Genomic DNA, 18,834 nt, shown 5'->3' with positions numbered 1-18,834 from the left:
CACACCGCATCCAGCCCTTGACGCCTGATCAAGCTCCCAGCGCCTGCAGCACGCCCTTGCGCTTCTTGTGCGCTGCTTCATAGACTCGCAGCCGCTTGCGCTGGGCGGCGGACAGGCCATCAAGCTTGTCGCGGATCTGCGCCACCGTCAATTGCTGGTAGCCGGCGATGGGCAAGTCCGGCTGCGACGCATCCGATGCAGCGCCGCCTGCTTTTTTCCGCCCCTGCGCTTCCTTCGTTTCACCGGATTGCGCCCTTTGCTTGTTCACGATGCGCGCCGCGACTTCTTCCTCGCGGCCCGGATAGCGTCCTTCCTGCTTGAAATCCCGTTCCAGCTTCTTGAATTCGCGTTCACGCTTGGGGCTTGCACCGACAGGCATGTCCCCTCCCGTCTACGTTTTGGCCGGCAACTTGCGCAGGCACAGGTAAATGGAATACAGCGCCGCCAGTCCCACCAGTACATACACGCCGCGCGAAGCGGCCGTCATGGCGCCGAGGATGCTGGCCACGATGTCGATATCGAACAAGCCCACCAGCGCCCAGTTCAAGCCACCCACGATCAAGAGGATCATCGAGATCCAGTCGACCACGTTCAAGCGCTTTGCCGACATTTCCTGCTTTGCCGCACCGTCCGATCCTGCCTGGATATTCGCCATATTAGCCTCCTGTAAATAGAAAGGACCCGCCGCCGGGTCTATCAAGGAACAGTGTAGGCGCGGCACCGGCATGCGCCAGTCGGACGATGCCGGGCATTGAAGTAGGAAGACTCTGTAATCAGGCGGGTGATTTTATCTGGCAACAAGCCAGGCGGCAACGCGCATCGGGTAACTGCAGTTCATTGCCGCAGCTGCTTGTACATGATGGTGGTGGCATCCAGGCGGTTGCCGTCCGGCGCCAGCGCATAGGCGGGGATGCTGCCGGCCACCATGTAGCCGAGCGACAAGTACAGCGCTTGCGCATGGTCGCCGCTGCGCGTGTCCAGGGTCAGCAGGCTGCGCGGCAAGAGGCGCGCCTGTGCTTCCAGCGCCTGCATCAGCTGGCGGGCGATGCCATGCCGGCGGAAAGCGGGCGCGACCAGCAGCTTGCGCACTTCGGCCCGGTGCGCTTGGTTGGAATTGGTATCCCAGTCCAGCTGCACGGCGCCCGCCACCTGGCCATCGACTTCGGCCACCAGCAACAGGCGCACGCCGCGCGTGACGGCCGGCAACACATTATCGGTCCAGAACGCCTGGCTGGCCGCCGTATCGAAAGGCAAGATAAAGCCGATGCTGGCGCCGTCGTGCACGCAGTCTTGCAGCAAGGCGCCCAGTTCCGGCAAGCGTTCACGAATATCGGTGGATGAAAAATGACGTAGCGATGCGGACATGGCGACCTCAGACAAGAAAGAGAAAATAGCGGGCGCCGCTGTCTGGCGGCGTCGTGAACGCGCTGGGGCCGTGCAACTGGTAGCGCAGGCAGTCGCCGGCCAGCAAATCGTGCGCGCGGCCGTCGACGGTCACGTTCAGCTTGCCTTCCTGCAGCAACAGATGGTGTTCCATGCCGGGCCGGGGCGAGGCGGCATAAGTGATCGTCACGCCCGCATCGAGCTCGCATTCGAGTGCTTCGCCAGCCAGCGCGCGTGACGGGGGCGAGACGGAGCGGCGCCGGAAACCCATGTCCGGGTCAGTCCATACGCTTTGCTGAGCCCGCCGCAACAGCGGTGGGAAATCGTCCTCCACCATGCGCAGCAGGCGCGACATGGCCAGGCCGTACGCGGCGCACAGCTTGCCCAACACGCTAGTCGTCGGGCTGACTTCGCCATTTTCCAGACGCGACAGCGTGGCGCGGCTGACCTGGCTGGCACTGGCCAGCTGGTCCAGCGACCAGCCCTGCTCCACGCGCAACTGTTTCAAACGCGCGGCCAGCCGCTGTTCCGTCTTGTTATCAGTCAATATTGGATTTTCCATATATGGGAATTTATCCCACAAAAGAGAACTTGGCAAGCAGTTGCTGCACAGTTGTTCAGCGCACAGACCAGCAAGCCCTCCCTAGGCACGATACGCCATCACTTCAAGGAAAAGCCATGGCCTCCACTCCCGCCACTCCCCAGCCGCGCCTGGGCCAGGCGCCCGCACCGCTGGGCAGGGTCGAATTCCATTTGCAGTTCATTCGCTCATATGCCGATCCCGCGTTCGACGCCGTGCGCGGCGCCTTGGTGCAGGTGGAAGAAGTGGCGTGGAAGAATTACCAGGATGGCCGCAAGGCGCCCGTGACACAAAAGGCCGGGCCCGGTTTTCTTGACCCCGATTACGACTTGTCCGTGGAGTGGAAAGCCACGCGCGACCGCCTGCTGGCCGCCGAAGCGCGCCAGAAAGACCCCGGCACGGCGTCGCGCGTGCTGCTGATCTGCGGCGCGGCACGCAATGACGGTTCTTGCCCCGGTGAAATGTCGAAAACGTGGCGCATGACGCAATGGACCAGGGAAGTACTGCAGGCCGACAATATCGAAACGGACGTGCTGGACCTGAGCTTGCTGACCTCTTCATATGATTTGCACATTCATCCGTGCAAGGGCTGTGTCTCGACAGCCATGCCCCTGTGCCACTGGCCATGCAGTTGCTACCCGAACCATGGCGAACGGCAGACGAATGACTGGATGGCGGAGATTTACGAGCGCTGGACGGCTGCGCACGCCGTCATCATCCTCACGCCCGTGTACTGGTACCAGACGCCCAGCGTGCTGAAACTGATGATAGACCGGCTCGTGTGCGCCGACGGCGGCAACCCCGATCCCACGTCCACGCACGGCAAGAAAGCCGTGGAAGCGAAGGCACTCGAATTGCAAGGCTGGAATTACCCGAAACACCTGGCCGGGCGCGCGTATGGCCTCGTCGTGCATGGCGACGTGGCCGGCATCGAAGACGTGCGGCGGGGCCTGTCCGACTGGCTGGACTGGATGGGTCTGGTTGACGCAGGCGCCAAGGCGCGGTTGGACCGCTACATCGGCTATTACGACAGTTACGCGCAAAGCCACGATACTCTCGACCATGACACCAATCTGCAGGAAGAAGTGCGCAACGTGGCGCGCGCCGTGGCGGTATCCGTCCAACGGTTGCGCGCAGGCACGCTGGCGCCACCCGATGCGGAACTCCAGCCTCCCCGGCCAAAATGACACCCGGCACAGTTAGCCCGCCATGCGCGATGCGTGGCGGCATAGCTCCAGGAATCCGGCCAGGCGCGGCGAGAGTATCTTCTTGGACTGGCGGATCAGATAAAAGTTGCGCTCCAATGGCGGCAGCATGGTCTCGAGTTCCACCAGTTGCCCGCTGGCCAGCAAATCGGCCACGACGACGCGCGACAGGCAGGCGATGCCCAGCCCCGCTGCCGCGCCATATTTGATGGCTTCCGAATTGCTGAACTCGCCCGCGGCGCGCAGGTAGTGCAGATACGGCACCAGCGCCTGCTCCACGGCTTCGCGCGTGCCTGAGCCCGCTTCGCGCAGCAGCCAGCCTGCCTGGTTCAGTTCCGTAAAGCTGAGCAGATGGCGCAGTTGCGCCAGCGAATGCGTGGGCGCGGCCACGATCAGCATCTGGTCCGTCAGCCACGGTTCCACCAGCAAGCCCGCTTTGTGGCACGGCCCTTCGATCAGGCCGATATCGACACGGAACTCCGCCACGGCGGCCGCGATGTCGGCCGTGTTGGCAATCGTCACCTGCGGAATGCTGCGCCCGTATTGCTGCGCCGCTTGCGCGAGGATCTGCGGCAGCAGATAGATGCCGATGGTGGTGCTGGCGCCGATCTGCAGGCTGACGGGCACGGACGGGTCGGCGCCCGCGAACTGGCGCTCGATGCTGGCGGCCCCGTCGCGCATCTGCCGCGCCTGCGGCAGCAGCAGCCGGCCATTGTCGTTGAGCAGCAACCGCTTGCCCACCCGGTCGAACAATTGCGCGCCCAGCAAGGCTTCCAGCTCATTCAGGGACGCGCTCGTGGCCGATTGCGACAGGGCAATCAAGTCGCCGGCCGCGCTGGTGCTGCCCGTGTCTGCCACGGCGAGGAAAATCTGCAACTGCCGCAAGGTCAACGCCATCTCATCTACCTATTTTTTCAGTTAAACATACAAAAACAATCCGTTTTACCATTTAATCAGCGAACTGTACAGTCATGCCATACGAATCAAGAACCATGGAGTACGGCATGTCATCCCTCTCAACAACGAACACAACAAGTTTCAGCGACCGCTATGGCCGCCTTCTGCCGGGCCTGCTGCTGAGCGGCGCAATCGCTTATGCAGCCATTGCGCTGGGCAAGCTGGAATGGATGCAAAGCCACGGCATGAGCGCGCTGACCCTGGCCATCATGCTGGGCATCGTGCTGGGCAACAGCGTGTACGGCCGCCTGGCGCCCACTTGCGGCGCGGGCGTGGCCTTTTCCAAGCAGACTTTATTGCGACTCGGCATCATCCTGTACGGCTTCCGCTTGACCTTCCAGGATATCGGCCAGGTCGGCCTGGCCGGCATCGCCATCGATGCGCTGGTGCTGGCGTCCACGTTTGGCCTGGCCATGTTCCTCGGCAGCAAGGTGTTCAAGCTGGAACGCAACAGCGCCATTTTGATCGGCGCGGGCAGCTCGATCTGCGGCGCGGCGGCCGTGATGGCGACGGAACCCGTCGTCAAGGGACGCAGCGAGGATGTCACCGTGGCCGTCTCCACCGTCGTGGTGTTCGGCACCATCGCCATCTTTTTATATCCCTTGCTGTACCAGCTGAATCAAGGCTGGCACCTGCTGGGCGCCACGCCTGCCGCCTTCGGCGTGTACATCGGTTCGACCGTGCATGAAGTGGCGCAAGTGGTGGCGGCCGGCAAGTCGATCGGGCAGGAAGCGGCGAATGCGGCCGTGATCGCCAAGATGGTGCGCGTCATGATGCTGGCGCCGTTTCTCGTCATCCTGTCGGCCGTGCTGGCGCGCGGCAAGGCGAAGGCCGGTGGCAAGGAAAAGGCGGCCAAGCTGGCCATCCCCTGGTTCGCCTTCATCTTCATTGCCGTGGTCGCCTTCAATTCGCTGGGCCTGCTGCCAGCGGGCACCGTGGCCACCATCACCGAACTCGACACGGTCCTGCTGGCCATGGCCATGGCGGCCCTGGGCTTGACGACGCATATGTCGGCCATCCGCCGCGCCGGCATCAAGCCCCTGTTGCTGGCAGGTATCCTGTTCTGCTGGCTGATTGCCGGTGGCGCCGCCATCAACCACGTCGTTGCCAGCCTGTTTGCCTGACCTCGAGCCGGATTCAAGCCGGGGCCGCTGACGCGGGAGCCGAAAACTTCGTACAATACAGGTGTTTTGACTCTCAAACCGGCTTCGGCCCCATCCAGGAACATCCATGCACCTCTCGAACTGGCTGCTTTTCTGCAGCGTCGCCCTGCTCGTCACGTTTTCTCCCGGCCCGGCCGTCTTGCTGGCCATCTCGAATGCCATCGCCGTCGGCCCGCGCCGCGCGATGATCAGCAGCATGGGCAATGGGTTTGGCCTGTTCATCATTTCCGGCGTGGCCATGGCCGGCATGGGCGTCGTGCTCGCCACCTCGGCCACGGCCTTCATGCTGCTGAAACTGGCTGGCGCCCTGTACCTCGTGTACCTGGGCATCAAGCAATGGCGCAGCAAGACCAGCGTCGTGGCCGACGCACCCGTGGTGGCTGGCGCGGCGAATCCGAATTCCTTCTGGAAACTCTTCCGCCAGGGCTTGACGGTGGCGCTGACCAATCCGAAAGCCATCCTGTTCTTCTCGGCGCTGTTCCCGCAATTCATCACGCCGGGCGAACCCGTGGCCATCCAGTTCACCGTGCTGACGACCTCGTTTGTCGCCTGCGCCATGCTGGCCCACTTGTTCTACGCCAACCTGGCGCGCCTGCTGAAAACACAGCTGGCCACGCCGGGCCGTGCCAAGCTGTTCAACCGCATCACGGGCGGCGCCTTCGTCTTGCTGGGCCTGAGCCTGCTGCGCCTGCGCAGCAAGGCCGCGTAATTACGCCAGTAGAAACGTCTCGATGCTGGCCGCCAGGGCCAGCGGCGTTTCATTCATCGGATAGTGTCCCGCATTGCCCAGCACCTCGAGCCGGGCTTGCGGGTACCACGCCAGATACGTGCGCCGCATCAGGCCCGCATCGAAACGCGGGTCGTGCTCCCCCACCAGCGCCAGCAACGGTAGTTCCACGCGCGCCGCCTTGATGTCTTCACTGAAATCCGTCCCGCTCCACGCGAGAAAATAGGCGGCAAACGCCGCTTGGTCCGCACTTTCCCAAGAATATTTCGCCTTCCAGTCCAGCCAGGCGGCTGGCAAGCGTTCGCCCGTGCTGCGGTCGATGATGGCGCGCCGCGCCTGCACATTGCCGCTGGCGTCGAGGAACCGCTGCCGCGCCGCCCCATCGAACGCCACGCCGCAACTGGGCACGGGCGCCACGGCCACCAGTTTGCGCAGGCGCAAGGGCGCCAGCAAGGCCAGCCATTCCAGCGCCATGCCGCCCATCGAGTGTCCCACCACGCTGAACGTGGCAAAGCCCAGCGCATCGGCCAGGGCCAGCGCGTCGCGGGCCACTTCGTCCATCGAGTACGTTCCTGGCGCGCCGCGCATGCCGCCATAGCCGCGATTGTCCATGAAGACATAGCTGAAAGCGCTGCCATCGAGGGCCGCTTCCATCGGCCCGAACGCGTGCGCGTCGCCAAACCAGCCGTGCAGGACGATGACGGCGTGGGGACCATGGCCCACGCGATGATAGGTATTGTGCATGTTCACTCCTGAAAAAGAGTGTGATGGTAAGCGGCCAGCAAGCGGCCAGCCTTCGATGGCAGGTCAAATACTGTAGAGTACGGGCCATGGATGATTTTTATACGGAAGTGCCGCGCCCCTTGATCGTCACGGCGCGCGACTATGGTGCAGGCGCAATGTTTCCCAGCCACAGCCATGCGCGCGGGCAATTCGCGTATGCGGCGCGCGGCGTCATCAGCGTGCACACGCCGCAAGGCAACTGGCTGGTGCCGCCGCAACGCGCTTGCTGGGTACCTGCCCAGCTCGTCCACGGCATGCGCATGCATGGCGCCGTGACCATGCACAACGTGTTTATCGGCGCAGCCGCCATCGACGGGGCCGGCTTGCCGCCCCACTGCCAGGTGGTGGATACACCGCCGCTGCTGCGCCAGTTGCTGGCCGAGGCAGTGGCCGTCGACGCCCTGTATGCGGAACAATCGCGCGCTGGACGGCTGATGGCCTTGCTGCTCGATGAGATTGCTGCGGCCAGGCCCCTGCCCCTGAGTGCGCCCCTGCCGCAGGAACCGCGGCTGGCGCGGCTGTGTACGGAGATGCTGCAGCAACCGAGCCTGGACAGCAATCTCGATACGATGGCGGCGCAAGCCGGCATGAGCCGGCGCACCTTTACGCGGCAATTCCGCATCCAGACGGGGCTGGCCTTTGCCCAATGGCGCCAGCAAGCGTGCCTGCAGGCCGCCATCACGCGGCTGGCCGAGGGGCAAGCCGTTACCCGAATCGCGCTCGACCTCGGCTATGCCAGCCCCAGTGCCTTCACGGCCGCCTTCCGCCGCGTGCTGGGCCAGGCGCCCAGCGATTATCTGAACTAGGAGATGATGGCGGCGATGCGCCGCGCCAGCGCCTGCGCCAGTTTCTGCACATGGTAGCCGTCGACAAAGCCATGGTGGGCTTGCGTGGAAAACGGCACGCGCATGCGGCCATCGTCCTGCGCGGGACCGAACTTGCCCCAGGTAAAGGTCGGGATGTCGGCGTCGCGGTGGCGATAGATCGGGTGCTCGATGGCCGCCAGTTCCAGCCATGGCAGGCAGGTGATGAAGATATTGTTGCGCTGCTCGCGCTCGCACTCTCCCTCACCCGTGTTGATCAGCGCGCTGCTCGCTTCGGCCAGGCGTTTCGCTTCCAGGCTGCGCGCGATGAATAGATCGAGCTGGTCCGTCATCGCGAAGCGCGTGTAGTTGAGGTTCTCGTCGCCGTTGATGATGGTATACGAGGCGGGGAAATCGTCGATGCGTATCACTTCGCCCTAGTAGATGCGGTACATGAAATTGTCGATTTCCCTGACCGTATTGAGCAGACAAAACAGGAAAAAGTGAAACACGGGGATGTTCCGCGCCTTGCAGTATGGCCGGAAATCCGGCACGTCGAGCTGGAAGTTGATGTTGACGAGGGGATTGTCGAACGCCCGGAACAAGTCATAGCGGTCGCGCCGCTTTTCAAAATTTTTCATGCTGCGAGTGTAGACGATGAGGTGATCGCGGGCAAGCTGTGCTGCCATCGCCCCGGATGGTTCAGTTGGAGAACGGCAGGCAGACAAAGTATTCGCTGCCGACGTCCTGGAACAAGGTAACTTCTTCAGCGCCTACCTGCCTGGTGAACGCAAAGCTTGCATATTCACCCGAACGGGTGCCATCGGCATGCGCCACCTCCTGTGCATACCGCATCGCATACACGGCCTTGATATCGCTCATATTTGGCACATTCGTGAGCCGCTGGATGCGCCCCCTGTCCAGCGAAATGCCGAGGGTCCAATATGATCCTGCATGGAACTCCGTCAATCCGGCCTGGTCCGAGTAATGCAGCAACAGGACAGGCGCAATGCCGCTGTTGCCGAATACCGGTTTGCTGCCCAAGGCAGCAAGAAGACGGCCGCAGAGCAAATCATCGCCCTCATGAAAGAACACATTTTTGTAGAACAATTCCTTTTGCGCAAGTATATGCGCGCAGGCCAGTTCAGCAGCCTGGGCATCCCCAATGTTAGCGAGTTGTGGCATGTTTAGCTCTTGAAATGCGTTAAATAATAATTTAAAGGCAATTTTCCATACCCCTCAGTTTGCCAAACCCCGCTGCACTTTCCACGCCAGTGGCAAAGTGAGCAGCAACACGGCCGCCAGCGCCAGCAAGGCCGTGGGCACGCTCGTATGGTCGCCCAGCGCGCCGAACAGCACGGGCGACAGCGCTCCGCCGCCGATGCTGCCCGTGTAGAACAGGGCAAATGCGTGCTCGCGCTTGCCGGGCTCGGCCAGTTCCGGCACGGCGCCATACAGCACGGACGAGGTGCCGTTCAATGCCAGCCCCAGCAGGGGCAGCATGGCCATGACGCCGGCCAGCGGCAGCCACAAGGCCAGCACGATCAGCAGCGAGGTCATCGATTCCGTCAGCCATACGGTCTTCATCATGCCGATGCGCGCGCCCAGATAGCCGCACAGCAGCTTGCCGAAGGCGCCGCCCACGAACAGCAGAGACAGGGCTACGCCGATGCCGGCCGTGCCCGCCCCCTTGCTTTTCAGCAGGAATGGCAGGAAAGTGAGAAAACCCATGCGCACGGCGCTGTCCAGGGTGCCCGTGGCCAGCAAGGCGCGGAAACTCGCGGGCGAGCCATTACTCGCGATGGGCTTGCTAACTTTTTTCTGGCTGGCCTGGATGTCGCCGGGCTTGGGCAGCAGCCACCACAGCAAGCCGGCCGCCGCCAGCCCCAGCAAGCCCAGCAGCGAGACGCTGGCTTGCCAGCTGCAGACCAATAACAGCAAGCCCACCAGCGCGGGTATCAAGGTCTTGCCGATATCGCCGGCAAAATTGTAGTGCGACAGCGCTTCCTTCACGCCGCCGCCCGCCTCATGCGTATCGGTGACGATGGACGAGGCCAGCGGATGCTGGGTGCTGGCGCCCAGGCCGCCCAGCAGCAAGGCGAACAGCAGCACGGCCAGGCCGCCCGCCTGCCCCGCGACCAGGTAGGCGACCCCGGCCAGCGCCGTGCCGCCCACCAGCAGGCGCTCGCGTCCCCAGCGCTTGGCCATGCGGCTGGCCAGCAGCTGGAAACCGGCCATCATGCCCGAGTACGAGCCCCGCAGCAGGCCCACCATGGCATAGCTGATGGCAAACTGCGCCTGCCAGATGGGCAAGAGCACATAGATCACGTCCGTCAAGCCGTCATGCACGGCATGCGCACTGCAGGCGGCGAACAGCGAGCGGCGGCGTATCGGTTTGTCGGAGGGAGGTACTTCGGGGGACAGCGCGGCAAGCGATGGTTCGTTCATGATTCTGCAAGCGGGGAAAACGCGAGACAGCCAGCTTACACCAATTGGCAACTTCGCATCTTGAAGCGTAGCAAGAATAATGTTATTGCAAGATTGGTCTGACGCAAACGCAGGGGGAGCGCAAACCAGGCCCGGCGCCGCCACGTTGACGGCGCCGGGCTTCCACCTTACTTGGCCATCGCATCCTTGGCCATGCCATCTTTCTTCATTTCATCCTTTTTCATGCCGTCTTTCGCCATGCCGTCTTTCGCCATGCCATCCTTGGCCATGTGATCCTTTTTCATGTGCTTCTTGGCCATCGGCTTCTTCATACCGTCCTTGCCCATCGCATCCTTGTGCATGGCGTCGGCCGAAGCATCCTTGGCCATGGCATCTTTTTTCATGGCGTCCTGGGCGAAAGCGGCGCCCGACATGAGGATGGCGGAAGCGATGATGGCGGTGATGGTGGTTTTCATGATAAGTCCTTGTCTCAGTGTGGGATGGGCGAGATTGCCCGGTGGTAAAGCTGTTGCTGTACTACAGGTGTTGCCAAAAGTAATCAAGAGCCGCCGAACCAGTTGTATCCCTGATTCTCCCAATACCCTCCCGGGTAGGTATTCGTGACAAAAATGGCCTGGATGTGCTTGGGGTTCTTGTAGCCCAGCTTGGTCGGCATGCGCAGTTTCATCGGGTAGCCATATTTCGGCGGCAATTCCTGGCCGTCATACGTCAGGGCCATGATGGTTTGCGGGTGCAGGGCCGTGGCCATGTCGATGCTCGTAAAATAATCGTCGGCGCATTTGAAACCGATGTATTTGGCCGTCGTGTCGGCGCCCACCCGCTTGAGGAAGTGGGAAAACGGCACGCCGCCCCACTTGCCGATGGCGCTCCAGCCTTCCACGCAGATGTGTCGCGTCACCTGCGTTTCCTGCGGCAAGGCGCGCAGCTGCGGCAGAGTCCAAGGCTTCTTGTCGGCGATCAGGCCGCTCAATTCCAGGCGCCAGGCGTCGCCATCAACTTCTTCCACTTCATCTTCGCCGTAATACGCGTTGAACGGAAACGGCCGCGTGATCATGGAATCGGGATAAGTCGGCGCCAGTTTATTAGGGTCGAACAGCCAGCCTTGCACCCGGTCATTGAAGCGCGACACCGCCGTCAGGGCTGTCTCGATGCCGGTCGGGTCGCTGGCGTTGCAGCCCGTCAGCAAGGACAGGCCGCCCAGGGTCAAGCTGCGCTGCAGGAAAAGGCGGCGCGACGGCTGCTTGATCTGGCGCAAGGCGTCGGCCAGCATGGCCTGGCCCTGCTCTTGCACGATGATGGTTTTTTTCATGCTCATCTCCTTAGCGGCCGCGCAGCATGGCGACCAGGGTGCGCGGCACCAGCGCCACCATCAGCAGGTGCACGCCGACAAAGCCCGTCAGCAGCGCCATGGCGATGAAGTGGACCCTGCGCGCGCTCTCATAGCCGCCCATCAGCTCGCGCAACAGGGGAAATTGCACGGATTTCCACAGCACCAGGCCGGACAGCACCAGCACGATGCAGTCGAGCATGACGAACAGGTAGGCGGTGCGCTGCACCATGTTGTAGTGGCGCGGGTCCGCATGGGCCAGCTTGCCCTTCAGCGCGGCCATGAAATCGGCCAGCAGCAAACGCGGCGACAGGGGAAAGAACTGGCGCCGCAAGCGTCCCGTGACGATATTGATGATCAGATACAGCAAGCCATTGGCCACCAGCAGCCACATGGCGGCGAAATGCCATTGCAGGGCGCCGCCGAGCCAGCCGCCCAGGGTCAGGACGCGCGGCAGTTCGAACGGGAAGAACGGCGCCGCGTTATAGATGCGCCAGCCGCTGGTGGCCAGCACCACGACGGCCACGGCGTTGAGCCAGTGCGTGATGCGCAGCCAGGCTGGATGGATCACGCTTGCTTGTCCGTTCATCACATCGCTCCCTTCGCGCAGGATGCCGTGCTGACGGCTTGCAGGATGGCGCTGCTGTCGCTGCGCTGCACGAAGGCAACCACTTGCAGCTGCTCCGGGCGCCAGCTGGCGGGCAGCTTGACTTCACGGCGCAGCTGGGCACGGCCTTGCGACATCGCAACCGGTCCCAGCCACAGGCGCACGGCCGCGTCGTGATGCAGGGTGGCGCCGCGGTTTTCGCCGCGCAGCACTTTGGACACGATGGCGCTTTCGCTGATGGCCACGTACAGTTGGCCGCGCGTCTGCGCGTCCGGCGCGCTGGCATTGGCTTCAAGCACCAGTTTCCCACCGGGCCCCGGCGTGGCGGACAGTTCGATGTTGACGGGCGCGGCGGTCGCATTGATGCGGCGGATGGCGGCCGGCAGTTGCGTATCCCAGCTGCGCAATTCCGTGCCGCCCACAAAAAACTGCGGCGTGTAGGCCACGTGGCGTGGCTGGTGGCGCAGCAATTCGGCCTGGCGCGCATCGAATTGCGCCTGCGCCAGCGGGTCCGTCCAGCCGATCTGGTCCCAGTAGGTGACGTGCAAGGCCAGCGGCACGATCAGGCTGGCCTCTCCCGCTTCCTTGCGCAAGGCGCTCAGGCGCTGGTCGGCGGGCGGGCAGCTGGAGCAGCCTTCGCTGCTGTAGAGCTCCACCAGCGCCGCCGTCTGCGGCCCGCTGTGCACGGCGCAGCGCTGGCCGACTGCCATTTGCGCCATGGCCGGGGCGACCACAGCCATGCTCAGTACGGGTAAAAGCAGTGTTGCAAGGCGGTGCTTGATGTCCATGGTCGTTACCCGGTATATTGAATTAAGAAGCGTGCTTGCCTGTCAATTCGCCGCATGCCGCGGATTGGTTACAGCCACCCTCCATTATTTTTTGAATTTATTTTTTTCAACGCCTGTCACCAAAGGCCTGCATGCAACGAATACCTGTAAGCGAACACCTGCATGGCACGGAATTGCGGCTGCATGGCTTGATGCTGCGCGGGCTCGATGGCGATGCGGCGGCCTACCGCAGTTTTTTGCAGGCAAGCAGCCAGCACTTGCGCGCGTTTTTCCGGCGCCGCCTGCTGCGCTGGCCGGACGAGGTGGAAGACCTGGTGCAGGAGTGTCTGCTGGCCATCCACAACCAGCGGTTGACGTATGACACGGGGGTGCCGCTGACGTCGTGGATCCATGCGATCGCGCGCTATAAGTTGATCGACTGGCTGCGCCGGCATGGGCGGCGCGAGGCGCAGCACTTGCCGTATGACGAAGAAGATAGCGCGCAGGAACTGTTTTCCAGCGCCGATGCCGAGGCGGCCGAGGCCAGCCGCGACCTGGGCAAGCTGCTGACCACCTTGCCGGCGCAGCAGCGCGACGCCATCGTGCATACCAAGCTCGACGGCTGGTCCGTGCGCGACACGGCCGCGGCCATGCAGATTTCGGAAGCCAGCGTCAAAGTGGCAGTACATCGCGGCTTGAAGGCACTGGCAGCCAACTTGAGGATAACGACACCATGAAAACCGATGACTTGATCGCCATGCTGGCCAACGGCCCCGACGTGGCAGCCGCCCCGCCCCCGGGCACGCACTGGCGTGCCGCGTCCACGTTGGGCGCCGGACTGCTGGCCAGCGTGACGCTGATGGTCATGCTGCTGGGCGTGCGGCCCAATTTGGAACAGCTGGCCCTGCTGCCCGACTTCTGGATCAAGGTCGGTTTCGTCATCTGCCTCTCCCTGGCGGCCTGGCACGTCAGCCGCCGCCTGTGCGTGCCGGGCGCCGCCACGCGCGCCCTGCCCCTGCTGCTCGCCATGCCGCTGCTGCTGATGTGGGCGCTGGGCGCCATCATCCTGCAGGCAGCCCTGCCCGAACAACGCGCCGAGCTGTTCTGGGGCGCCACCTGGCGCAGCTGCCCCTTGCTCATCGCCCTGCTGTCGCTGCCGATCCTGGCCGCTGTGCTGCGCCTGATGCGCCAGCTGGCGCCCACGCGCTTGCGCCTGGCCGGCGCTGCCGCCGGGTTTGCCGCCGGCGGCATGGCGGCCCTCGTGTACTGCCTGCACTGCCCCGAGCTGGCCGCCAGCTTCGTCGGTTTCTGGTACGTGCTGGGCATGCTGGTGCCGACCGCCATCGGCGCGGCCATCGGTCCCAAAGTGCTCGCCTGGTAAGCGCACTCTCCCCGCAAGCGGGGCGCCGGTCAAGCGGGTTTCGAGCGTCTATCGTCTCCGTACCCGCATACTCACGCATTCCCACGCGCCCCGTGCACGCCTTCGCAGACACTGCGACATAGCGCAACAGGCTATCGCCATCACTGGTGGCTACGTCTCTTCTTGTCCACAAAATATTTTTTCTTACTGACGTGCAATATCCACGTAGATTCGACCTCGTGCGCCAGCCCCCTGACGATCGACGGCCGTTCATTCCGCTGCCTAAAAATAATTTGCAAGAAATGAATCCGATCGTGCTGGCGCCCCGTACAACTGATGCAGCCCCGTAATTCCCGCTAGTCCTACGTATGCACATAACAATCAGGGAGAATCGACATGTCATTGTTACACTCGAAAACCGCACTGGGCGCCGCCCTCCTGGGCAACCTGCTGGCCTTGGCGATCGCGCCATCGGCCTTCGCTTCCAGCCACCGCGAAGCACCGTTCATCACGCAAAATCCCAAGGTCGACGCCACCGACTTCTATATGTTCCGCAGCTATGAAACGGGGCGCGGCGCCTACACCACGCTGGTGGCCGACTATATCCCCCTGCAGGACGCCTACGGCGGGCCGAATTACTTCGCCATGGACCCGAACGCGCTGTACGAAATCCATATCGACAACAATGGCGACGGCAAGGAAGACCTCACCTTCCAGTTCCGTTTCACCAACACCATCAAGGATGGCCAGTTCACCGTGGGTGGCAAGAAAGTCTCGATTCCGCTCGTCATCAACGGCGGCGCCATCGATTCCGTCAACCCGGCCGGCCTGAACGTGCGCGAAACCTATAGCGTGACCGTGGTGCGGGGCGACCGCCGCACAGGCACGCGCAGCAGCGTCACGAATGCCACGGGCGGCGGCACGACCTTCGACAAACCGGTCGACAATATCGGCAACAAGGCCATCCCCAACTACGCCGCGTATGCCGCGCAGCATGTGTACGCCGTCAACATTCCCGGCTGCGCCACGCCGGCGCGCCTGTTCGTCGGCCAGCGCAAGGACCCGTTCGTGGTCAACTTGGGCGAAACGTTCGACTTGATCAACATCAAGGCACCGGCCACGGAATTTGCCGCGAATGCGGAGTCGGCCGCCAAGGATGACCTGGCCAAGAAAAACGTCACGGCCATCGAAATGGAAGTGCCGACCGCCTGTCTGACGGCCGGTGCCGACCCCGTCATCGGCGGCTGGACCACGGCCAGCCTGCGCCAGGGACGTTTGCTGAATCCTGCTCCCGGCACGGCCACCGCGGCGGCGAAGGAAGGCGGCGCGTGGGTGCAAGTGTCGCGCCTGGGCATGCCGCTGGTAAATGAACTGGTGATCGGCCTGAAGGACAAGGACCGCTTCAACGCCAGCAAGCCATCGGGCGACGCGCAATTTGCCGACTACGTCACCAACCCGACAGCGCCAGCCCTGGTGGAAGTGCTGTACGGCTCGGCCGGCGCCAAGGCGCCCACCAACTTCCCCCGCAACGACCTGGTCGCCACCTTTTTGACGGGTATCAAGGGCGTGAACCAGCCCGTCACCGTGACGGCGTCCGAAATGCTGCGCCTGAATACGTCCATCGCCGCCACCAACGTCGGTGCGCAGAACCGCCTCGGCGTCATCGGCGGCGATAACGCGGGCTTCCCGAACGGCCGCCGCCCCGGCGACGACGTGGTCGACGTGGTCCTGCGCGTGGCCATGGGCAAGCTGTGCACCCTGAACATCGGCTGCGCCCCGGCCGACGCTCCCGCCGGCGGCCTGCATTTCACGGATGGCGCCTTCCTCGACGAGACGTCGTTCACGGCAGGATTCCCCTACCTGAAAAATCCCGTGGCCGGTTCGCCGCAGCTGTAACCAGGAGAACGCGATGAAAAAGCTCTATGTAAGCGGCGCCCTGGCGCTCACGGCCCTGCTGGCCGGCTGCGGTGGCGGCGGTAGCAGCCACGGCGGCGATAATGGCGACGGTGGCGTCAACCCTCCCCCCGTCGTCCTGCTCGACGCATTTTATGTGGCCGTCAGCAACGTCATCCTGACCACCAGCGATGACAAGGACGGTGTGAGCATCGACGCCATCATGGCGACGTCTCCGGACAATACGGAGCCGGTGCCTCTGTAAGCCCCATCGGGCGCCGGGGAGTCAGCTCCCCGGCGCCCTTGCCCATTCCCGTCGATGGCGTCCACGATGAAAACACCGATTTCCCTGCTGTGCGCCTGTTTGCCCTTGCTGGCATGGGCCGCGCCCTACACGCCGAAAGATGGCAGCGCCGTCATCGAACAGCTGCCGCGCCGCGCCGACGCCACGCAGCTGGCCCTGCGCGGCCTGCGCCAGCAACTCGACGCCAAGCCACAAGACCTGGCCCTGGCCAGCGGCCTGGCGCAGCGCTACATTGCCCTGGCGCGCAGCGACACGGATCCGCGCTACCTGGGCTACGCGCAAGCGGCGCTGGCGCCGTGGTGGCGGCAAGCGGCGCCGCCCGTCCCCGTGCGCCTGCTGCGCGCCACCATTTTGCAAAGCACCCACCATTTCGGCCCCGCGCTGCAGGATCTCGACGCCGTTATAGCGCAGGAGCCAGCCAACGGGCAAGCGTGGCTGACGCGCGCCACCGTGCTCACCGTGCAGGGCGACTATGCGAAAGCGACCGCCAGCTGCGCCCGGCTGTCCGCCTTGACAACGCAGCTCGTCACCGTCACCTGCCTTGCCAACATCGCCAGCGTCACGGGCCGCGCCGCCGCCAGCGAGCGTTTGCTGGACCTGACCTTGCAGCGTAGCGCCGGCGCGGCGCCCGAACTGGAAAGCTGGGCCGCAACCCTGCTGGCGGAAATGGCCACCCGGCGCGGAGAGTGGGCGCTGGCCGAAGCCCGCTACACCAAGGCGCTGGCCCAGCAGCCGCGCGACAGCTATTTGCTGGGCGCCTACGCGGATTTCCTGCTCGACCGGCAGCGCCCGCAGGAAGTCGCCAAGCTGCTGAAAGAGCAGCAGCGCATCGATGCCCTGCTGCTGCGCTACGCGCTGGCCCTGCAGGCGCTGCCCGGCCAGCAGCCCGCCTTCCTGGCGGCAAAAGCGGAGCTGGCGGCCCGCTTCAACGCCGCCATGCAGCGCGGCGACACCGTGCACCAGCGCGAACAGGCCCGCTTCGCCCTGTTTTTGCAGCAGGATGTTCCCGCCGCCCTGCAACTGGCGCAGAAAAACTGGGCCATCCAGAAGGAAGTGCCCGACATGCGCATCTTGCTGGAAGCATCGCTGGCCGCGCGCAACTATACGGCGGCACAGCCCGTGCTGGCCTGGATCGCGGCCAATGGCGTGGAAGACGTGGCCTTGCAGCGCCTCGTCAGGCAGCTGGGGCCACAGGATGGCGCAAAAATCAGTGCTGCGAAGAAGGCAGGTGTACTGTGAAGCGATACCTGTTCATCCTGCTGCTGTGCGCCTGGCTCTCTCCCGCACAAGCCCACAAGCCCAGCGACAGTTACCTGAGCCTGGAGGTCCACGGCCAGCAGATCGAAGGACAATGGGATATCGCCCTGCGCGACCTCGATTTCGCCATCGGCCTCGATGGCAACGGCGACGGCGCCCTGACCTGGGATGAAATCCGCGCGCGCCACCAAGCCATCGCCGCCTACGCGCTGCAGCGCCTGCAAGTGGCCAGCGACCAGGGCGCGTGCCCCTTGAAAGCCGTCGAACAACTGATCGACAACCATACGGACGGCGCCTACAGCGTGCTGCGCTTCCAGGCCAGCTGCCCCGGCGCTGCGCCGGCCAGTCTCGCCATCGGCTACACCTTGTTCGCCGACCTCGATCCGCAGCACAAGGGACTCGTCAAAATCGATAGCGGTGGCAATACGCAAACGGCCATCTTCGACCCGGACAGCCCGCGCCAGACGCTTTCCCTGGTCGCGCCCGACCGCCTGGCGCAGTTCGGCGCCTATGTGAAACACGGCGTCTGGCATATCTGGATCGGCTACGACCATATTTTGTTTTTGCTGTCCTTGCTGCTGCCGGCCGTGCTGCTGCCTCAAGCCCACCAGTCCACACGCTCAAACGTGCCGCAGAATCCGTTGCCCCCCGCAGCGGAGAGCCGGGGTCGGACCCGGCGGGTCCGACCCCAGGTCTTGAGCTGGGGGTTAAGAGGCGCATTCATCGACGTACTGAAAGTCGTCACCGCCTTCACACTCGCCCATTCCATCACCCTGACCCTGGCCAGCCTGTCGCTCATCTCGCTGCCATCGCGCTGGGTGGAATCGGCCATCGCCGCCTCCGTGATCCTGGCCGCGCTGAACAACCTGCTGCCGCTGTTCCGCGGCAAGCGTCCCGTGGCCGCCTTCGCCTTTGGCCTGATCCACGGTTTCGGCTTTGCCAGCGTGCTGCGCGACCTGGGCTTGCCGCAGGGTTCCTTGCTGGCCAGCCTGCTGGGCTTCAACGTGGGCGTGGAACTGGGACAGCTGGCCATCGTCGCCGCATTCCTGCCCGCCGCCTGGCTGCTGCGCAAGACGTGGCTGTACCGGCAAGTGCTGACCGTCGGCTCGCTGGCCATCGCCCTGGTGGCGGCCGTCTGGCTGGTGGAGAGAGTGGTCGACATCAAGCTGATTTCAAGCTGATGGCGTTGTTGGACAGCCACTAGCCGGCCACAAGCCGGCCACAAGCGCGCACAACCGGGCTACAATACGAACAATTCTCAATCGCATCA

The 18,834-nt window shown here is 63.8% G+C and carries 24 protein-coding genes; 10 read left to right on the top strand and 14 right to left on the bottom strand.

The genetic code is table 11. The features are described 5' to 3' along the window. Nucleotides 1-28 precede the first annotated feature (28 nt). The 4 genes from SKZ59_RS09445 to SKZ59_RS09430 all read right to left on the bottom strand — a co-directional run bounded on the left by SKZ59_RS09445 (nt 29) and on the right by SKZ59_RS09430 (nt 1,945). Complete coding sequence (locus SKZ59_RS09445; RefSeq protein ID WP_319991522.1) at nt 29-379, bottom strand: hypothetical protein; 351 nt, start codon at nt 377-379, stop codon at nt 29-31. A 12-nt stretch (nt 380-391) separates the two neighbouring features. Continuing rightward, the gene (locus tag SKZ59_RS09440) at nt 392-655 is read right to left on the bottom strand and encodes a DUF378 domain-containing protein (protein WP_070302572.1); all 264 of its coding nucleotides are present in this window, start codon (nt 653-655) and stop codon (nt 392-394) included. Nucleotides 656-834: 179 nt separating this feature from the next. Further along, nucleotides 835-1,365: a GNAT family N-acetyltransferase gene (locus SKZ59_RS09435; protein ID WP_319991521.1), complete on the bottom strand. Its 531-nt coding sequence runs from the start codon at nt 1,363-1,365 to the stop codon at nt 835-837. A gap of 7 nt (nt 1,366-1,372) precedes the next feature. Then, nucleotides 1,373-1,945: a helix-turn-helix domain-containing protein gene (locus tag SKZ59_RS09430; RefSeq protein ID WP_319991520.1), complete on the bottom strand. Its 573-nt coding sequence runs from the start codon at nt 1,943-1,945 to the stop codon at nt 1,373-1,375. A gap of 116 nt (nt 1,946-2,061) precedes the next feature. Here SKZ59_RS09430 and SKZ59_RS09425 point away from each other — a divergent pair, with 116 nt between their 5' ends. After that, on the top strand, nt 2,062-3,150 hold the full coding sequence (locus tag SKZ59_RS09425) for a flavodoxin family protein (RefSeq protein WP_319991519.1): 1,089 nt from the start codon (nt 2,062-2,064) through the stop codon (nt 3,148-3,150). 12 nt (nt 3,151-3,162) lie between these two features. Here SKZ59_RS09425 and SKZ59_RS09420 read toward each other — a convergent pair whose 3' ends face one another. Further along, nucleotides 3,163-4,065: a LysR family transcriptional regulator gene (locus SKZ59_RS09420; RefSeq protein ID WP_319991518.1), complete on the bottom strand. Its 903-nt coding sequence runs from the start codon at nt 4,063-4,065 to the stop codon at nt 3,163-3,165. Nucleotides 4,066-4,172: 107 nt separating this feature from the next. Here SKZ59_RS09420 and SKZ59_RS09415 point away from each other — a divergent pair, with 107 nt between their 5' ends. Next, entirely contained in the window at nt 4,173-5,249 is a 1,077-nt protein-coding gene (locus SKZ59_RS09415; RefSeq protein WP_319991517.1) for a YeiH family protein, read from the top strand. A 106-nt stretch (nt 5,250-5,355) separates the two neighbouring features. Beyond that, the gene (locus SKZ59_RS09410; RefSeq protein ID WP_034755914.1) at nt 5,356-5,997 is read left to right on the top strand and encodes a LysE family translocator; all 642 of its coding nucleotides are present in this window, start codon (nt 5,356-5,358) and stop codon (nt 5,995-5,997) included. Here SKZ59_RS09410 and SKZ59_RS09405 read toward each other — a convergent pair whose 3' ends face one another. Then, complete coding sequence (locus SKZ59_RS09405; protein WP_319991516.1) at nt 5,998-6,759, bottom strand: alpha/beta hydrolase; 762 nt, start codon at nt 6,757-6,759, stop codon at nt 5,998-6,000. 86 nt (nt 6,760-6,845) lie between these two features. Here SKZ59_RS09405 and SKZ59_RS09400 point away from each other — a divergent pair, with 86 nt between their 5' ends. Beyond that, complete coding sequence (locus SKZ59_RS09400; protein WP_319991515.1) at nt 6,846-7,604, top strand: helix-turn-helix transcriptional regulator; 759 nt, start codon at nt 6,846-6,848, stop codon at nt 7,602-7,604. On the opposite strand, the gene SKZ59_RS09395 is transcribed toward SKZ59_RS09400, so the two are convergent. From SKZ59_RS09395 to SKZ59_RS09360, 8 genes are all read right to left on the bottom strand, one after another. Beyond that, the gene (locus SKZ59_RS09395) at nt 7,601-8,032 is read right to left on the bottom strand and encodes a CatA-like O-acetyltransferase (protein WP_319991514.1); all 432 of its coding nucleotides are present in this window, start codon (nt 8,030-8,032) and stop codon (nt 7,601-7,603) included. The two genes, SKZ59_RS09400 and SKZ59_RS09395, sit on opposite strands and share 4 nt — an antisense overlap. A 6-nt stretch (nt 8,033-8,038) precedes the next feature. After that, the gene (locus SKZ59_RS09390) at nt 8,039-8,242 is read right to left on the bottom strand and encodes a hypothetical protein (protein ID WP_319991513.1); all 204 of its coding nucleotides are present in this window, start codon (nt 8,240-8,242) and stop codon (nt 8,039-8,041) included. A 61-nt stretch (nt 8,243-8,303) separates the two neighbouring features. Continuing rightward, complete coding sequence (locus SKZ59_RS09385) at nt 8,304-8,786, bottom strand: hypothetical protein (RefSeq protein WP_319991512.1); 483 nt, start codon at nt 8,784-8,786, stop codon at nt 8,304-8,306. A gap of 54 nt (nt 8,787-8,840) precedes the next feature. After that, nucleotides 8,841-10,049, bottom strand: coding sequence for an MFS transporter (locus tag SKZ59_RS09380; protein ID WP_319991511.1), 1,209 nt, complete (start codon nt 10,047-10,049; stop codon nt 8,841-8,843). Nucleotides 10,050-10,216: 167 nt separating this feature from the next. Beyond that, nucleotides 10,217-10,504 (bottom strand): pentapeptide MXKDX repeat protein, encoded by a 288-nt coding sequence (locus tag SKZ59_RS09375; RefSeq protein ID WP_319991510.1) that lies wholly within the window; start codon nt 10,502-10,504, stop codon nt 10,217-10,219. 83 nt (nt 10,505-10,587) lie between these two features. Next, entirely contained in the window at nt 10,588-11,364 is a 777-nt protein-coding gene (locus SKZ59_RS09370; protein ID WP_072453489.1) for a molybdopterin-dependent oxidoreductase, read from the bottom strand. 4 nt (nt 11,365-11,368) lie between these two features. Next, the gene (locus SKZ59_RS09365) at nt 11,369-11,965 is read right to left on the bottom strand and encodes a cytochrome b/b6 domain-containing protein (protein WP_319991509.1); all 597 of its coding nucleotides are present in this window, start codon (nt 11,963-11,965) and stop codon (nt 11,369-11,371) included. Beyond that, the gene (locus SKZ59_RS09360; protein WP_319991508.1) at nt 11,965-12,771 is read right to left on the bottom strand and encodes a DUF1223 domain-containing protein; all 807 of its coding nucleotides are present in this window, start codon (nt 12,769-12,771) and stop codon (nt 11,965-11,967) included. The genes SKZ59_RS09365 and SKZ59_RS09360 overlap by 1 nt, the downstream gene beginning before the upstream one ends. A gap of 131 nt (nt 12,772-12,902) precedes the next feature. Here SKZ59_RS09360 and SKZ59_RS09355 point away from each other — a divergent pair, with 131 nt between their 5' ends. From SKZ59_RS09355 to SKZ59_RS09330, 6 genes are all read left to right on the top strand, one after another. Further along, on the top strand, nt 12,903-13,487 hold the full coding sequence (locus SKZ59_RS09355; protein ID WP_051991721.1) for a sigma-70 family RNA polymerase sigma factor: 585 nt from the start codon (nt 12,903-12,905) through the stop codon (nt 13,485-13,487). Next, nucleotides 13,484-14,131: a DUF1109 domain-containing protein gene (locus SKZ59_RS09350; protein WP_319991507.1), complete on the top strand. Its 648-nt coding sequence runs from the start codon at nt 13,484-13,486 to the stop codon at nt 14,129-14,131. Before SKZ59_RS09355 ends, SKZ59_RS09350 begins: the two co-directional genes overlap by 4 nt. 375 nt (nt 14,132-14,506) lie before the next feature. Then, a complete protein-coding gene (locus SKZ59_RS09345) occupies nt 14,507-16,006 on the top strand; it encodes a DUF4331 domain-containing protein (protein WP_319991506.1) in 1,500 nt (499 codons plus the stop codon). Between the two features lie 13 nt (nt 16,007-16,019). Further along, nucleotides 16,020-16,268 (top strand): hypothetical protein, encoded by a 249-nt coding sequence (locus SKZ59_RS09340; RefSeq protein ID WP_319991505.1) that lies wholly within the window; start codon nt 16,020-16,022, stop codon nt 16,266-16,268. Between the two features lie 66 nt (nt 16,269-16,334). Continuing rightward, complete coding sequence (locus SKZ59_RS09335) at nt 16,335-17,546, top strand: tetratricopeptide repeat protein (protein WP_219328916.1); 1,212 nt, start codon at nt 16,335-16,337, stop codon at nt 17,544-17,546. Further along, nucleotides 17,543-18,745 carry a HupE/UreJ family protein gene (locus SKZ59_RS09330; RefSeq protein WP_319991504.1) on the top strand — a complete coding sequence of 401 codons (1,203 nt, stop codon included), beginning with the start codon at nt 17,543-17,545 and terminating at the stop codon, nt 18,743-18,745. The genes SKZ59_RS09335 and SKZ59_RS09330 overlap by 4 nt, the downstream gene beginning before the upstream one ends. The last annotated feature ends 89 nt before the right edge of the window (nt 18,746-18,834 follow it).

This window comes from Janthinobacterium sp. GMG2 (assembly GCF_033949445.1).
Classification (GTDB): domain Bacteria; phylum Pseudomonadota; class Gammaproteobacteria; order Burkholderiales; family Burkholderiaceae_D; genus Janthinobacterium; species Janthinobacterium aestuarii.
Note: the sequence above shows the minus strand (reverse complement) of the source record. Positions and strands in the feature narration are given on the sequence as shown.

Excerpts from the sequence above, each read along its gene's own strand:
- SKZ59_RS09335 (WP_219328916.1), top strand. The coding sequence starts at position 16,335 with ATGAAAACACCGATTTCCCTGCTGTGCGCCTGTTTGCCCTTGCTGGCA.
- SKZ59_RS09375 (WP_319991510.1), bottom strand. The coding sequence starts at position 10,504 with ATGAAAACCACCATCACCGCCATCATCGCTTCCGCCATCCTCATGTCG.
- SKZ59_RS09420 (WP_319991518.1), bottom strand. The coding sequence starts at position 4,065 with ATGGCGTTGACCTTGCGGCAGTTGCAGATTTTCCTCGCCGTGGCAGAC.
- SKZ59_RS09410 (WP_034755914.1), top strand. The coding sequence starts at position 5,356 with ATGCACCTCTCGAACTGGCTGCTTTTCTGCAGCGTCGCCCTGCTCGTC.
- SKZ59_RS09355 (WP_051991721.1), top strand. The coding sequence starts at position 12,903 with ATGCAACGAATACCTGTAAGCGAACACCTGCATGGCACGGAATTGCGG.
- SKZ59_RS09340 (WP_319991505.1), top strand. The coding sequence starts at position 16,020 with ATGAAAAAGCTCTATGTAAGCGGCGCCCTGGCGCTCACGGCCCTGCTG.
- SKZ59_RS09360 (WP_319991508.1), bottom strand. The coding sequence starts at position 12,771 with ATGGACATCAAGCACCGCCTTGCAACACTGCTTTTACCCGTACTGAGC.
- SKZ59_RS09385 (WP_319991512.1), bottom strand. The coding sequence starts at position 8,786 with ATGCCACAACTCGCTAACATTGGGGATGCCCAGGCTGCTGAACTGGCC.
- SKZ59_RS09440 (WP_070302572.1), bottom strand. The coding sequence starts at position 655 with ATGGCGAATATCCAGGCAGGATCGGACGGTGCGGCAAAGCAGGAAATG.
- SKZ59_RS09405 (WP_319991516.1), bottom strand. The coding sequence starts at position 6,759 with ATGCACAATACCTATCATCGCGTGGGCCATGGTCCCCACGCCGTCATC.
- SKZ59_RS09415 (WP_319991517.1), top strand. The coding sequence starts at position 4,173 with ATGTCATCCCTCTCAACAACGAACACAACAAGTTTCAGCGACCGCTAT.
- SKZ59_RS09350 (WP_319991507.1), top strand. The coding sequence starts at position 13,484 with ATGAAAACCGATGACTTGATCGCCATGCTGGCCAACGGCCCCGACGTG.
- SKZ59_RS09370 (WP_072453489.1), bottom strand. The coding sequence starts at position 11,364 with ATGAGCATGAAAAAAACCATCATCGTGCAAGAGCAGGGCCAGGCCATG.
- SKZ59_RS09400 (WP_319991515.1), top strand. The coding sequence starts at position 6,846 with ATGGATGATTTTTATACGGAAGTGCCGCGCCCCTTGATCGTCACGGCG.
- SKZ59_RS09365 (WP_319991509.1), bottom strand. The coding sequence starts at position 11,965 with ATGAACGGACAAGCAAGCGTGATCCATCCAGCCTGGCTGCGCATCACG.
- SKZ59_RS09425 (WP_319991519.1), top strand. The coding sequence starts at position 2,062 with ATGGCCTCCACTCCCGCCACTCCCCAGCCGCGCCTGGGCCAGGCGCCC.
- SKZ59_RS09345 (WP_319991506.1), top strand. The coding sequence starts at position 14,507 with ATGTCATTGTTACACTCGAAAACCGCACTGGGCGCCGCCCTCCTGGGC.
- SKZ59_RS09435 (WP_319991521.1), bottom strand. The coding sequence starts at position 1,365 with ATGTCCGCATCGCTACGTCATTTTTCATCCACCGATATTCGTGAACGC.
- SKZ59_RS09390 (WP_319991513.1), bottom strand. The coding sequence starts at position 8,242 with ATGAAAAATTTTGAAAAGCGGCGCGACCGCTATGACTTGTTCCGGGCG.
- SKZ59_RS09430 (WP_319991520.1), bottom strand. The coding sequence starts at position 1,945 with ATGGAAAATCCAATATTGACTGATAACAAGACGGAACAGCGGCTGGCC.
- SKZ59_RS09380 (WP_319991511.1), bottom strand. The coding sequence starts at position 10,049 with ATGAACGAACCATCGCTTGCCGCGCTGTCCCCCGAAGTACCTCCCTCC.
- SKZ59_RS09445 (WP_319991522.1), bottom strand. The coding sequence starts at position 379 with ATGCCTGTCGGTGCAAGCCCCAAGCGTGAACGCGAATTCAAGAAGCTG.